Origin of the sequence: Solidesulfovibrio magneticus RS-1 (genome assembly GCF_000010665.1) — a bacterium.
GTDB lineage: Bacteria > Desulfobacterota > Desulfovibrionia > Desulfovibrionales > Desulfovibrionaceae > Solidesulfovibrio > Solidesulfovibrio magneticus.
The window spans coordinates 1095687-1110221 of sequence record NC_012796.1 but is presented as its reverse complement, the minus strand read 5'-3'; the positions used below and the strand labels follow the sequence as shown (position 1 = coordinate 1110221).

General features: G+C 43.7%; 10 protein-coding genes. 8 read left to right on the top strand and 2 right to left on the bottom strand.

Features of this window, described 5'->3' with window-relative positions; all coding sequences use genetic code 11:
- Positions 1–157: 157 nt before the first annotated feature.
- Positions 158–1972, bottom strand: coding sequence for a sigma-54-dependent transcriptional regulator (locus tag DMR_RS23035; RefSeq protein WP_012750552.1), 1815 nt, complete (start codon positions 1970–1972; stop codon positions 158–160).
- 402 nt (positions 1973–2374) lie between these two features.
- Here DMR_RS23035 and DMR_RS04605 point away from each other — a divergent pair, with 402 nt between their 5' ends.
- Together DMR_RS04605 and DMR_RS04600 are read left to right on the top strand one after the other, a co-directional pair.
- Complete coding sequence (locus tag DMR_RS04605) at positions 2375–3475, top strand: hypothetical protein (RefSeq protein WP_012750551.1); 1101 nt, start codon at positions 2375–2377, stop codon at positions 3473–3475.
- Positions 3476–3536: 61 nt separating this feature from the next.
- On the top strand, positions 3537–4445 hold the full coding sequence (locus DMR_RS04600) for a hypothetical protein (protein WP_012750550.1): 909 nt from the start codon (positions 3537–3539) through the stop codon (positions 4443–4445).
- Between the two features lie 1266 nt (positions 4446–5711).
- Here DMR_RS04600 and DMR_RS23025 read toward each other — a convergent pair.
- Positions 5712–7754 carry an AAA family ATPase gene (locus DMR_RS23025; RefSeq protein ID WP_012750547.1) on the bottom strand — a complete coding sequence of 681 codons (2043 nt, stop codon included), beginning with the start codon at positions 7752–7754 and terminating at the stop codon, positions 5712–5714.
- A gap of 1295 nt (positions 7755–9049) precedes the next feature.
- Here DMR_RS23025 and DMR_RS04590 point away from each other — a divergent pair.
- The 6 genes from DMR_RS04590 (at position 9050) to DMR_RS23010 (ending at position 14296) form a co-directional block, all read left to right on the top strand.
- Entirely contained in the window at positions 9050–9430 is a 381-nt protein-coding gene (locus DMR_RS04590) for a hypothetical protein (RefSeq protein WP_012750544.1), read from the top strand.
- Between the two features lie 389 nt (positions 9431–9819).
- Positions 9820–10377 (top strand): tyrosine-type recombinase/integrase, encoded by a 558-nt coding sequence (locus DMR_RS04585; protein WP_012750543.1) that lies wholly within the window; start codon positions 9820–9822, stop codon positions 10375–10377.
- A gap of 105 nt (positions 10378–10482) precedes the next feature.
- The gene (locus DMR_RS04580; RefSeq protein WP_012750542.1) at positions 10483–11631 is read left to right on the top strand and encodes a tyrosine-type recombinase/integrase; all 1149 of its coding nucleotides are present in this window, start codon (positions 10483–10485) and stop codon (positions 11629–11631) included.
- A gap of 78 nt (positions 11632–11709) precedes the next feature.
- Positions 11710–12183 (top strand): hypothetical protein, encoded by a 474-nt coding sequence (locus DMR_RS04575; RefSeq protein ID WP_012750541.1) that lies wholly within the window; start codon positions 11710–11712, stop codon positions 12181–12183.
- Between the two features lie 95 nt (positions 12184–12278).
- Entirely contained in the window at positions 12279–12554 is a 276-nt protein-coding gene (locus tag DMR_RS23015) for a hypothetical protein (RefSeq protein ID WP_012750540.1), read from the top strand.
- Between the two features lie 584 nt (positions 12555–13138).
- The gene (locus tag DMR_RS23010) at positions 13139–14296 is read left to right on the top strand and encodes a PAS domain-containing sensor histidine kinase (RefSeq protein WP_012750538.1); all 1158 of its coding nucleotides are present in this window, start codon (positions 13139–13141) and stop codon (positions 14294–14296) included.
- Positions 14297–14535 lie beyond the last annotated feature (239 nt).

Below are 14535 nucleotides of genomic sequence, written 5' to 3'. Positions count from 1 at the left end.
GCATGGTCAAAACAGGGGAAAAAGTGGGAAATCGCTGAATCCAGCTTAAATGTGACCCTGGAAATTCACAGGATCCTACGAGTTGAAACAACAATCTTGGAATTTAGCAGTTAAGAAAAAGTGTTCTTTAGCTCTATATTTTTATCATTTCATCCCATTAGCCATCTTCCTTCATTTGATTTGGCAACAGTCCATACTTCCTTAGCTGATTGCGACATGTCGAGTTGTTAAGACCTGCATGCTTACAAACCTGAACAACTTTTGAGTATTTAGAACGTAAATATTTATAATAAGAAACCAACAATTCTTCCTCAGTAACTTTATATAAAATTGACTCACACTCATTTAAGCTTTGGGCCACAGAATTTATTTCTACCTCACCAGAACAAATGTCATTATTTATAAGCACAGATTTAACATACTCACCCCAGTCCACTTCAACGCGATACTCTTTATCAAAAACCAACTTTTTGCCAAAGGCGTATTCAAGCGACTCTGAAATCAAGCCTGCTTTTTCGAATGCTACCATTATAGAATTTCGAACTTTGCCGAAAGGACTTCGCCCAGCCAGATGAACATCAGCCTTATCAAAAACATTCGAAGAAGACATACTATTTTTTAAAAAAATATCACAGATACACAAAAAACATACGCCGATATTTTCAATTCTACTATCCCTAGAAACAAGATAAGTATTTTTTAAATCGCCTACACGCTGCGTACAATTCTCACGATCAATTTTTGTTTTCAAATAAAAGCTAGATTCGCTGTTCATGGTGTTTTGCATTTGCTGTATAGTAACCAACAAAGCACCAGTGCCGCGAGAACTTTCAGATGGTTTGCAAAAGTCTGCGAAAACCTTTTCGTCAGCCAGCGAGGGGAAAAAATCAAAGAAACTGTTTTGTTTTGTATAAAATATATCGCAACACTTTTCCTTTTTATTATTTCCACCCTCTGCACTTGTCGAATTGTCACAAATATAGTAATGCTGATCGCTTAATTGTACATAAAGTTTCTTAATCTCTTCAAACTCATCTGCGGAAGCAAAGGAGTACGGAATTTGCAACCCATAGCTTGACACTATTGAATTGAATGACTTGATATTGAAATTAGCAGCTAACAAGTCACTACAAAAGCGACTAAGATACATTTCAGCCAAAGAGGTTTGCCTTGTGTCCACGGGAAAGACCAAGGGCATAGATTTATTTTCAACATCAGTATCCGATGTGAGCTGTGATTCACGTATCAAATCTTCGGACATTATTATCGATACAACTCTTTCGAGCTCACGAATATTCCCGGGCCAATTATGTGCCAACAAACTCAAAGCGTGCTGAGGCGTCAATCTATTGAATATTTGTGGATACTTGAGGGCAATATAGTAGAGAACATCAAGCCTACGCTCATACAGTGCCGGAATAAACACCGGGAAAAATCTATACCAAAAGTCAGGTCTGAACTTATCTTGACTCTGGTTCGTAGTACCTATAATAAATACATTTGAACGTCGTATTTCGTTAGAGCCAACTCGCCTAAATTCGCCTTCTTCGATAAAAATAAGGATCTTTGCCTGTACAACTTCTGGAAGCTCGCCAATTTCATCTAGAACCAACAACCCACCATTTGCCTCTTCAACTATTCCTATCTTCTTCCCAGTTGCACTGGTAAAAGCACCTTTTTCATGTCCGAATATCTCTGAGTCGGCTAATTCTTTTGTAAATGAAGCACAATTTATTCTCAAGAAGGGTTTTGCTTGTTTTTGTAGCTGAGAAGAGGAACTTGAATCAGCACCTTCAAAAATCTGCCGAGCACAGTCGATAAAGAGTCCTTTACCAACACCAGAATCACCAATTATCATCAGTGGTTTATTGTGAATCGCTGACTTTCCAGACAAATATTCTTTCACCATTGATAAATAACGGAGAAAAACCTGAGTCATTCCGGGAAGAACTAACCACTCACGCTCAACCATAATTACTCCACATACCCAACTGGAGAAAAATCTTTTTTTAAGGCCGACAGACTAGGCCAGCATACCATAAATCCTTTCAGTTTGGCAAAAAAATTCTGCCTCAGGGATTCGATGCCGCCCACCCGCCGCGCCAAGAAGCCTCTCTCACCTACGAATTTAGCGTTTACTCGAGACCAATAAAACCGTCAAATACGACTGGCTTCCGTTTAATAAGACGGGAAAAGTCAACGCTTCGAAAACCAACAAAACAATATTTGTGTTATTTCATGCCGTTAGCTGACACCATCTTCTGGCACGCTCCTTGATACTATAAGAAGCAGAACGGCGCGGCGAACAACTTCACCGGGAAGTAGTTTCAAAGCGACACCATCTCCCTTAACTGGGAATATCAAGGAGTAAGACATGTCAGCTGATAATGATCAAAAATCAAAGTTGGCTGCCGGTGCAACCGGCGGGATCGGTAGCATCGGGAAAACGGGCGGCCCTGGCCTTCCTGGCCTTCCCATCACTACCACAGAAGACGCCACGATCAACCCCCCGCATCTAGACGAAAACGACGAAACAATGCGCCACTTGGTGATGCACTTCCAAGGGGCCACCGGGGCCATGGGTGGTAAGCCTGAACAGGATGTTCATATTGAAGCAGGAAAACCTATTCCAGTTGAGACGTTACAGCGGGTAACGAGCACCATGACTGGTCAAATAGAAAAACTCAACAAAGAGCAAACACTTCTGCAGTTGAAAGAACAGAACATGGCTGCGGAAGGTGTATTTGGCTCAGCTCGTGCTAAGATGGTAAACATCGGGTACGTTATTGGATGCCTTCTCGTACACCTCAAAAAACTTGTGATGGCCGAAGGAAACGAGAACTGGGGCGACTACATTTCTCGTGAATTTCCTGAAATGTCACGGCGCACGCGAGAGAAGTGCATGAATCTCGCAAACACCTCTGGCATTCTGAAGCATGCCGACATTGGTGTTGACGCTGCGGAACTGGTCATCCAGGCGATCAAACCGATCAAGCATATGTTGTCCAAGGAAGATCCCATCGGCGATCTGTTTGCGCGCAGTGGCATAACAATCAACTATGCACAGATCGAAAAGGGCCACTTGACGCCCATGATCAAGGGGGTCATCACGCGCCAAAAGCTCTTACAAAAAGATCTCGACGTTGATGTCCGCGTATCTACAGACTTTAATAAGGTTGCGGGCTCAGTAACTGCCGTTGATATCGCTGTCATGCTTGATCGTAAGGAACATGGCCTTTCTCCCCAGGGATATATGGAGGAGGTCATTGCCAACAACGGGACGCGTCCTAACGATGCCAGTGACACGAACTCCCCCCAAAAGCCTATCAAGTATATTAACGCAGAAACGGTGAAGCTGAAGAGCTTCATTGATCATCTGTTGGAAGATCAAGCTGACTTGAAAAAGCTTGACCTGACCCATCTGGAAGCCTTGAGCACCGCTGTTAATAACCTGATTGCACGTTGCACTGCCTAACTACCTTTAACAATGGGCATTCCTTCAATCAACATGGGGGAGTGCCCATTGGAGAAATATTATGCGCATTTACCAATCTTCCATGACGATTCGACATCTGCGGGAATTTGCCAAGCGCTATCCCAACCTGATGCCGAATATCTTGTTGTCTTATGCCTTGCTGGCCAATGATCTGCCTCACTTTATGGGCAAGAACCGCTCCTTATTTCAGAGCCTGATCCTGGATAGCGGTGTTTTCAGCTTGCAAAAGCCTGGAGCTAGGCAGACGCCCGAGGAGTTGTATCCGAAGTTTAAAACCTTTGCCCAGTACAACCCCGGGGCTTGGGATTTGATCTTCAACTTCGACCTGCATTTTGGCCTGGATTCCTACTACAAGAATTTGGAGTACCAGATTGACCTGGAACAAGCAGGTACCCCCGTTGTCCCCGTCATTCACAACATCTACAACGATGACGCCGACAAGATCATCGCTCGCGGGCTCCCGGTGCATAAAACGGTCGCTATCGGCCAGTGCGCAGGACGGACGACGCTCAAGAACGTGAAGCCCGTTGTCATGAAGCTGCACAATGCCGGAGCCAGGATTCATTTCTTCGGCAGCAGTGAATACCGGCTCATGGCCAAACTTCCCATCTGGTCTTGTGATTCGAGTTCTTGGGCGAAGTACCCGAGCATTGGGGTGCTGCTGTTTTGGAATCCAAAAAATGATATGCGTTTCGACAAAACGGACAAGATTCACTTCCCGAAGTATCAGGACGCCAAAACACCGACAGGATGCATCTACTACCGTGATTACGATTACCTCAAGGATTTCGAGGAATACCTTGGATCGAACCTGAACTTCACCTTGGCAGACATGATGGGTGAAGAAGCGGACTTGAACCGCGCAGTGGCGAACATGTTATATTACTGCCAGCTTGAGAAAAAGATCGAAGAGCAACAACGTTTGCTCGGATTTGTTCTGCCAGAGTGAGCGTAACGGCAGTATCCCTCCATCCCAGGAGGGTAAAAGGGTGGGCGTTTCTAACGTCCGCCCTTTTGTTATAATAACTAGGATATTCAGCAAGATATTGCAACTTTTGGTGCTAATCCAGCAAATCTGCCATTTTCATTGGTCTCGAATGGCAGGATTATGCCATTTGCGGTGTCCAAATTGACGCCCTAGACAATTTTCACATTTATTTTTAGTGATATCATATTGATACAACGTTTTTACCATCTCCTGCCAGTTTTGAAGAAGAGGTCAAAAAAGAGATCAGAGAGAACCGTCTTCAGGTTCGGCAGCCAGCAACAATTAGATCGAGAAAATGCCTCAGGATAACGGAGCGATTTAAGCAGGTAGTCACGGGTGTCCCTCTTTCTACCCCTTGGCATTGTCAGTAACGGCCAGGACCCTTGTATCTGCGTCCGTTTCAAAGCCAACCAGTGGCATTCCGTCAGCACCACCTGGATCAGTAGCTCCCATACTTGCGCTAGCCCAGGATCGCCCACGAGTCAGCGCCCATCCACTCGGCCACCCTGCGCCATCAGCTGAGGTTGAGAAAAAGAGATTAAAAAGAAGAAGCCGGGATACCCCTCATCCCTCGTATTTAAAATCAAAAACAGTGTGCAAATAATATCTATAACACTTCCATCAGCAGAAAAAGCTCAATGAAACACAGTCTTCAGCATCAGCAAATACATCGGTTACAGATTTTGTAACCAAGAAGGGATTCAAGCGGGTTGGAAGCCAACTAAAAATACTCATTTGCATGCTATATGGATTCGATATAGGATTAGCAAAGAGCTCTAGCTGAGCAAGTCGGTTCTTAATTAGAAGCAGTCAAAAGAAAAGCTTTAACAAAAACTCTTGCCAATTTCTTTGGACTTTGCAAATTCCTTGTCTTCGAAACAATTCTTTGAAAAACTTGAGAAAAGTAGCAATTTTTGTTTCATAAGTTGCTAAATGTCTCTTTTGTTCCTTTAGCTGGAAAAGCTTCTGCTTCTGCAACACTGCTAAACTATTGTGAGACAGGAGGGGGTGCGTAAGCAACCCCCCTCTAATATATATACCCTTTTTGACTTTGATTTCTAAAAGATTTTAACGGGTTACAGCAGACAAACGCATTTTGACTTTGACTGCCCCAAAACAGCTTTAACCCCACAAAATCTTTAGATTTTCAGCAGACAATTTTGATTTTGACGTCAATTGACTGCTTGCCTACCCCCAAGTTTTTGACTGGAAAATCAATCTACTTCGTCAAAATGTGTAGGTCTTAGAGCCTGATGGACCAGTAACTTCTTTGATGACACCTTCTTTAACGGCGCGTTTGATGTCATTTCCAGCAGTGCCTTCAGAAGGAATGTCATTTGGCTTCTTTTTCTTATATATTTCAATGACAGCATCCTTCAATTGCTTCTGGGTTGAAGCTGTGCCACCAAGAGTCTGCAACGCGTCGACAACGATTGCCATCTTCCCATCCATTCTCGCAGTTTTTCCAACAGCAGGAGATGACGCAATTGGATAAAACCTCAGATCCTTCATTTGCAACATCATCTTTGAGTTTGATTCGTAGCTCCTCGCCTTTTTTTGTGTAAAAAGATAATGTGCTACATGTTTAAGATTGCCGTCCTTATCTTTTCTTTCTTCAACAAATTCCAATTCCCAGGTATTCGCAGACCAATCACCGATGGCGCTAGCACCGCGACCACCACCAACTCCTTTTTCCGCACGAAACTTCCCATGGTGATGGATCATCAGAGGTGTAACCTTGAGTTTGTCACAAAATTCAAAAAAACTATCTAAGAAACGTCGCATCGCGTCGTTCGAATTCTCATCTTGATCATGAAAACTTATTAGCGGATCAAGAATCAAAATGTCAAAACCAGTTTCTCCATAAATTCGTTCAATTGGATACTTAAGCTTAGCATCGTTAATATCTCCAGAGGACCGAACGTCCCCTTTCTTTCCAAAGAAAAGGAGTTTATCCCTGACAATATCTGATGGGATGGAATGACTCTTAGCAATAATTTCCATTCGCCGTTTCAGTCCAACTAGTGAATTCTCCGACTGAACAAACAGCACCCTATGATCACTGGACATAACTTGAAATCTATCAAGAAACCCTTTCTGCGGGGGAAAGACAAGGTCCATGGCAATTTGCAAAGTCATCACTGACTTCCCCGACCCACCAGGACCAGTGATCAATAATGGCTCATTCTTTGGCCAAAAGTTATCAATGATAAATTCAAAATTTTGAGGAGAGCTCAAAACATCCAGGCCAGTCATGAAACCATATTCTGAATCAGAAGAAGAGCCATTCGCTCCAGATTGAAAACCAAGTTGCATATGAACCCCTATTGGATTCTGAGCTATAGTTTTCTTAGCTGCTTCAATTTCCCGTTCAAACCAGTCAGGTTTTTCCCTGGACTTTTCTCCGATAGGATAGCTTTGATAAATAAGACGGATAGTCTTTTCATCAACGTTGGTATTTAGCAACCCCAAAAGAACGGACCAGGATGGCTCCGACCTTTGTCCTTGAGGAAATCTTGTGAGGATTTTCTGTTTCGTATCATCTGATAGATTCAAATTAGACAAAAAAGTATCTACGGGAGCAATCTCTAAAATATGCTTTTTGCTTGTACTTTCGGGAGGATTTTGTTCGTAGTGATTTTTCTTGCCGCCATGGGACTTTTTACTCATTTCCAATAGCCACATCGGCGCTGGAGCTATCGAAACATTTTCAACGACAACATAAGGTTTTCGCGTCTCTGGATGCAAAGAACCCGGGCAAAGGACTTGTCCGCCAATACCTCGTATATCGAAGGTCCCTTTTACTGAACGGCAAAAGTACTGCTCATCTCCTAATGGATACTGGAAATATAAATGAAATCGTTCACCGTGACCGCCAGTTTTCACCTTCAATGTCACGGGCAGCGGTTCATCTGGATGATTCTCTTGTATCCATGCTTCAAATAGATGGTGATTATCGACATCCAGAACCAGGACACCGCTGGCTGGCCCACAGGCGATCCCGGCTCGGTCAGTGCTGAAATTCGCTTGGTCAAAGGGACGCTTCTCTCGGCACCACCGCTGCCACCCATTCTCAACCGGGCCCTTGTACTTCTTGGCTGCCTTCGTGAGACCATATGCTTTGATCTCGGCCGGGGTTGGAAATCCATCGCGTAGGGGTATAAGGGATAGCGTTTGGGCCAGAAATTCAAAAATCGTGAGCCGCCCACCAGCGTCAAGCTGATCGGCCCGCTGGATCAGTAGGTAAATCTCATCACAGGAGTAGTTCATAACGATTCCAGGGCATTTTTAGCACAGCGCTTGCCAGCCCTCAACTACTCTCAGGACGACTGTCATCACCAGGGACATCCTCTACCCTGTTCCAGCAAGTTGTATTGATTAAACTCCTAGAGATATTAATACCTGGCAAATAAGCTATAGAGACAAAACTTTGCAATTTACATAACGCTATGGGCGCTTTGTAGATTTTAAATCCTATCCTAGCACGTTTAGCTAGGAGCTAGTCATACTTGAATGACAGCAAGTCAAAAAAAATTAAATATTACTTGGATTAAACTAATTGATCGCTTCTCCTCGAATCAATTCACCAAGGATGACCAACCTGTTTAATGAAGTAATTCAGACAGGGGAGAGGTTGAGACGGAAGCTAGCCCGTATGCACAAAATGCAGAAGTCACGGTGGCCTATGTATCGAACGAAGTTCATGGCAAACTGAAGTTCGTTAGTCTTAAAAGATTATTTCGGAATCATGGTAAATCAAGTTAACCATGCTTTTGATACTTAGATGCGGTTAGACACGGGATGGATTCAAAAGGATTAAAATTGACCAAAGGAAGCCCTTCTGGGAAGATTCCATGGAGATGGAAGCTAATTCCCCCAAGGGCGACTGAAGTTTGTAAGAAACTATCGATTGGTATTCGATGCTGAAAATTTGAAATGTCTTTAACAAAAACAACAAAAACCATTGCTTTGGGTATTAACTCGAAGCCCCTGTTTCGTTGTAGCACAGGTTCGTCGAAAGCTACTTAAAAATATTAGACATTTACTAGACATCGAATACCAATTGACGTAGCTGTATGCGGGAAAACCGCTTGTACGGTTGCAACAGAGTGCTAGGACTGGTGACGGTTCCTTTCGACTCTTAGAGCCATGTGTCCATCTGAATAAATTCGGATGGATCGTGACTCTGTAAACTGCAAAGTAAGTTCTTTATAAAGGCTTTCATTCGTGAAGGCCTTTTTCTTTTTTCTAACAGAAAAATTTACGCATCTCCTGGACCACCCGGCGTCAATTCACATCGCTTGGGTAGAGAAAATTGCCCTGGCCCCGGGAACACCCCCCCGTAAAATCCCTTCTCCTGGGTTTTTCGGGCCTGTCCTATAGTTGATCTTGCCCAGACAGCAAAAACCCCAGGAACAGCCTCCTAGGGCCAAATTACGATTTTCACCTCAGAAACACGAAAAATCTGATGCATTTTGACCCAAGAAATGCGCATTTTACCGCGTTTTTCAGCAATTCATAGAGATATACCAAGGAAAGTAACATTTCTATGCAAAGGAGGCGTTATGGGAGCGAAGAATGGCACCACTACGGAAATCCAAGAAAAGGCGTCGAAGAAGAAAACCGAATCGAAGTACGATCCGAAGACTCTTCGCGTACTTATCAAAGAAGGTCTGGATGCTGCTACGATAATGGAGCGGATGCAGATAAAGCACCGCCAAACGCTTAAACAGTACATCTTGAAGCTCATCAGTACCGACAGGGTACTGTATGAGGTCAAGGGACTTTATCTCAAGGACTCGAAGAGACCGAAGGTAAACCAATTCGGTTTCCTGAAGGTCAATCTGAAAGCCCACGATCTCGGTGATCTTGAAGTCAACGAAGGCGACGAGTTCACAATCGAAGTCATCGATGGAAAGATCATCTTGACCAAGATTCTCCCATAACCTCCAACTGAAATGTCATGCAGATTCGTCTGTGTGGCATTTCTTATTTTTAACTTGGATAAGATTTTCATACTTCTTTTAGATTTCAGATACTTCGACTTTATCTTCCGAGTTACACCCAAAATTTGTCAGATCGTCAACGCACGATCCTTCGCTTTGAATTTGCGATTATTGCCACAAAACTACAGATATAAGTATTCAAAATTGAAACCTACTGCACATCGTCGAAGAACGGTTTTACCTATTAACGTACATTCGACCTAGAAAGTTGAAGATTCCAAAGAATCACAAGGCGTTAACGGCAAGCCCCAGGGCCAAGCCCTTGGACCAGCAGTTTTCAATATTCGTTTCTGGTCTTCCCAAAAGCAAAAACCAGATTGGAGGAATTTATGAAGGTCGAACCCATAACTAATGCGAAGGACATCAAGAGCATTAAGAAGCTCTTGGCAGATCAACCACGCAACAGATTACTCTTCATTCTCGGCATCAACACTGGTCTTCGAGTTCAAGATATATTGGGCTTGAAGGTTGGTGACATAAAACATGCTAAGATAGGCGACCGGGTAGTTTTGCGTGAAAAGAAGACGCAAAAAGAAAACGTTTTCATGGTCAACAAGGACATTAAGGATGCTCTTGACGACTACTTGAAGACAATTGATGCAAAGGATGACCATTTCCTGTTTAAGAGCCGGAAAGGGAGTAACTACGCAATTACGACATACGCTGTGACAATGTACGTGCAGCAATGGTGCGATGCAATCCACCTTCCTGGCAACTATGGGGCGCACACGTTAAGAAAAACTTGGTGCTATCACCAGCGGAAAACCTACGGCACTTCATGGGAGGTCATAGCAAAAAGACTAAACCACAGCAGCCCGAGTATCACAAGAAGATATATCGGAGTGAAGGAGGAAGAAGTTGAAGAAGTTTTGATGAAATCCATCTAAACTCTTACCAAGGGGAGTAAAATCCCCTTTATTTGTCGAGCGCCTTAATTCCCCCTCGGTCCATAATTTAAATTGTTACTTCAACCTAGAACAGAAGAGGTTTTTATGGGCGTCTATCAACGAGATAGCCGGTGGATGGTCTATTGGCATTCCAACGGCAAAAGACATGATAAATCTTTTGGTCGTGGTGAACTTGGTCAAGCAAAAGCTGAAAAGTTTGATCACGCTGTTCGTGACGCACTCGACCAGGGGTTACCGGTTCCTGATCCCGAAAAGGTGACGGCATCGGTCCTGGTACCAGTGCCGGCGGCCGTACAAGTGGAGAACCCAGCTACCGCTCCGATCCAGGACTTTAACCAGGTCACTGGTCGAGTTCCTGGCGGGATGGTCCTGTCTGAGCTTGGATCGAAGTATCTGGCCCATATGAAGGCATCAGGCCGGACAGAGAAGCACATCCGGAACATCGAGCACTTGGTCAACCACGTGTTCATCCCGGTACTCGGCGACAAGCCCGTGGATTCCCTGTCCTACCAAGAGAATATGATCCCGTTCATCCTGCACTTTCAAGGAGTCAGCAGCAGAACGGGAAAGGTCCGGTCCCAGTACACGGTGAATAAGTACTGTGATTACTTGAGTTTCATCTTCAACTTCGGGATAGACAACGGGTTTACCTCCGTTAATCCCTTGAAGATTTGGAAGAAACCCAAGGTCCAACCATGGGATATGAAGCTCACCCTGGACGATGCGAAGAAGATCATGGTCAACGCCGAGCCACATTTGAAGTGGGCGATGGAAGTTTGTTTCAACCTGGGTACTCGTCCTGGTGAATCAGAACTTCTTTCACTCAAGTGGGAAGACATTGACTTCAAGGCTAGCACTGTTCGTATTTATGCTAGTAAAACCAAGAGTTACCGGACAGTTCCGATCAACCCGGAGTTCCTGAAACGTTTGGAGAAGGAGCAGGCAGAGTCCCAGACCGGGTATGTAATCGAGTACATGGGCCGGAACCTGACCACGATTCGGAAAGCATTCAAAAACGCATGCAAACGGGCTGGTATCACCTACCAGACTCGTATGTACGATCTTCGGCACCTGTTTGCGACCACCTTACTTCGCAAAGGTGCTGACTTAGCTGCCGTTTCCAAGATGATGGGTCATTCAACAGTGAAGATGACGGCAGACACCTATTACCACTACATGGAAGGAGAAAAGGAAAGAGCAGTCAATCTATTACCAGCATTAGAAGTGGCATAGTCTAGGAAGACGAAGGGTCTTGTAAAAGATTCTCCGTCTTTCTATTATTTGAACAATACCTAACCAGACGGAGCATTTATGCCAACTATGAAATGTGTGTGGGACAATTCCCACAAGTACGAAGTTAGTGGAAATGAACAATACAAAACGCTTTGTAAAAGCTGCTACTACAACATCTACATGAAACATTATCAAAGCATCTATCCATTTTACGATTTCGTCAAAAACATTAAAGCCATTAGAATCCAACACCAGCTTAAAGAGATGATTGACGAAGGCTGTGATTTTAAAGCTGAATTTGATTTAATAACTAACAAAATAAAGAAAACCCACATGAAATGCCTCATGGACGGAAAAGAATATTATGTCAGCGAAAACGAAGAATTTAGATTTCTTTGCAAAGAATGCTTTAAGAAATACTACCTGCCGTTAAAACCATACTTTACTGTAAACGAAATAGAAACTATTCTCACTGGAATTAAAGAAGCCGGCAGCGACATTGATGCAGCCTTCGAAGAAGTACTCAAAAATGCCAAAGAAAACACAAAGTAAGTTTATAAATTGAATTCGATATAGAAAGACGAGGAATCTCTAGCACAGACTCCTCGTCTTTCATTTGTCAAAGAACAAATTGGAGAATAAACACTATGTCACGTAAATGTCTGTGGGATAAATCGCATCCCAGCTTTAAGAAGCATAAACACCCTTGTCGTTTCTTATGCGAACAATGCAACAAAGAGATTTACTCAAAATATCGTGGACTTTTCACCCCAACAGAATTCAAAGAAAACATCGACCTGATCAAAGAACAAAGAAAACGAACTTCTGAACGAGAATGGAACTTAGGGGAAGCATGGGTTGTCGAAAAACTGGGATTAGATACCCTTGTAAAGTTGGATTTGTTTGAAAACGGTCTTGTGTAACCGCTTTGTTTAATTTTTAGTCAGAAGGTGGACCGCCCTGCCCCGGTGGTTCACCTTTTTTTAGCGGCGTGGTATGCTGGGCCATGATCAGTCCCAGGTGGTCCCAGTGCCGCCCGTTGGGCCAGTTGTGGTGAGTGTATCCCATCAGCCGCAGCTTGGGAAGTTTACTTGGTGTTGCTGCTGGCGGAGAAAAAGTTCAAGAATTACTCAGGACAAGAGTCCAGTGAAGTTGCCATGAAACTCACCGTGAGACCGATGCCCCAGGATTCCAGTTTACTGGACTTTTGAAAATCCAGGAATTTGCCGTTTTCTCGGCGCTGAAAATCGCAGGATCCTGCGAGCGCAGACCTACCATGCGCCGCTAATCCCGGGAACAAGCTAAAAATACACCGTAAATGCAGAGTTTTACACAAAGAGAAGTGCAGAATGGCAAAGTTTTGCGATTAAACCCGATAGGCAGCCTTAAAAACAAAAGAAATTTCGTTTTTGACCACCGAACGGACTAGATTTAGGCCAAAGTGATGTAAGATACCGATAATACACGCACTACTTTTCTAATTTTCAACTAAATCAACCGGAAGGATATGAACTTGAGCAGCGATCAGTTACATACAAAATGCGCCCCACCTGAACGTTTAAGCATTACTGAAGTGCAGGAAGAGAGAAAACAGCTTTCTGGGCACATATGCTCTAGCTACTTTGACTTCTTTCCTCTTCCGCTGATTGTTTTAAACAGTCACCGGCAAATAGTTTTCAGCAATAAAGCTTTTTTAGACATCCTTGGCATCAACGACCTAGGCAATTTCCTTGGGCTTCGCCCCGGTGAAGCCATGGGTTGTAGCTACGCCCACGTGGAAGAAGCAGGATGTGGCACTTCTACATTTTGCCGTGAATGTGGTGCTCTCCGAGCAGTATTAGAAAGCATGATTAACAATTCTAAAGTTCAACACGACTGCCAACTTCTGGTAAGCTACAACAATGAAAGCTCGGCAAAAGACCTGAGAGTATTTGTTTCTCCTTGGGATGTTGAAAACGCAAAGTATTATGTTGTCTCAATCGTAGATATAGAAGACGAAAAACGTAGAAAAATACTGGAACGAATCTTTTTTCACGATATTCTTAATGCAGCCGGAGGAGCAAAAGCCCTACTTGACACCTTGTTCGACGAAGTTCCAGAAGAAAGCAAAGAGTTAATGAGCCTTGTCCAAGCGTCACTGTTTGGCCTTGTAGAAGAAATTAAGAAACAAAAACAACTACTGGCGCTTGAAAACAAAGAATACAGTCTCTCCATGATCACTTTACAAGGCATCGAGCTAATCAACCTTGTAGCAAACGAGTACCGCACACATCCTAAAGCATATGGGAAGAGAATAGTTGTTTCCCCCAACAGCGTCAACGTCCAGGTCTTATCAGACTACACTTTACTCATGCGCGTTATCATAAATATGGTCATCAATGCATTAGAAGCCACGTCTGAAAATGGTAGTATAACATTAGGACTAGACGATGACGGTGATTTTGCAAAATTTTGGGTAGCTAGTAGAAGAGTCATACCCGACCATGTCAAAGTCCAGATTTTCAAAAGATCCTTTTCAACAAAAGGACTAGACCGTGGACTTGGCACCTACTCCATAAAACTACTCACAGAGAATTATCTTAGTGGAAAAGTAGGCTTCACTTCAGAGGAACCTGACGGAACCGTGTTCTGGGTAAACATACCGAAATGCAACCAAGGTAAATAGTTCATTCCAATCAGCAACCCCAAAAACGAAAGGAATTTCGTTTTTGACCAACTGGAAATGGGATGTACCAGAAGAATCAGAAAAGATGTAAGCTCATGACTTGAAAGTTACCCGCTCTACCCAGATATTACATCTTTTTTAGTGAGTGGTATGCTGTGACAGGATTAGTCCTGGGCTGGTCCCAAAGTCGTTGCCGCCCAGTTGAGCCAGTAGCGCTGAGCATATCCAATAGGCCGCCG

Bases quoted from the DNA above. Each gene is read 5' to 3' on its own strand.
- DMR_RS04585 (WP_012750543.1), top strand. From the start codon at position 9,820: ATGAAGGTCGAACCCATAACTAATGCGAAGGACATCAAGAGCATTAAG.
- DMR_RS04575 (WP_012750541.1), top strand. From the start codon at position 11,710: ATGCCAACTATGAAATGTGTGTGGGACAATTCCCACAAGTACGAAGTT.
- DMR_RS04600 (WP_012750550.1), top strand. From the start codon at position 3,537: ATGCGCATTTACCAATCTTCCATGACGATTCGACATCTGCGGGAATTT.
- DMR_RS23010 (WP_012750538.1), top strand. From the start codon at position 13,139: ATGAACTTGAGCAGCGATCAGTTACATACAAAATGCGCCCCACCTGAA.
- DMR_RS23015 (WP_012750540.1), top strand. From the start codon at position 12,279: ATGTCACGTAAATGTCTGTGGGATAAATCGCATCCCAGCTTTAAGAAG.
- DMR_RS04605 (WP_012750551.1), top strand. From the start codon at position 2,375: ATGTCAGCTGATAATGATCAAAAATCAAAGTTGGCTGCCGGTGCAACC.
- DMR_RS23035 (WP_012750552.1), bottom strand. From the start codon at position 1,972: ATGGTTGAGCGTGAGTGGTTAGTTCTTCCCGGAATGACTCAGGTTTTT.
- DMR_RS23025 (WP_012750547.1), bottom strand. From the start codon at position 7,754: ATGAACTACTCCTGTGATGAGATTTACCTACTGATCCAGCGGGCCGAT.
- DMR_RS04590 (WP_012750544.1), top strand. From the start codon at position 9,050: ATGGGAGCGAAGAATGGCACCACTACGGAAATCCAAGAAAAGGCGTCG.
- DMR_RS04580 (WP_012750542.1), top strand. From the start codon at position 10,483: ATGGGCGTCTATCAACGAGATAGCCGGTGGATGGTCTATTGGCATTCC.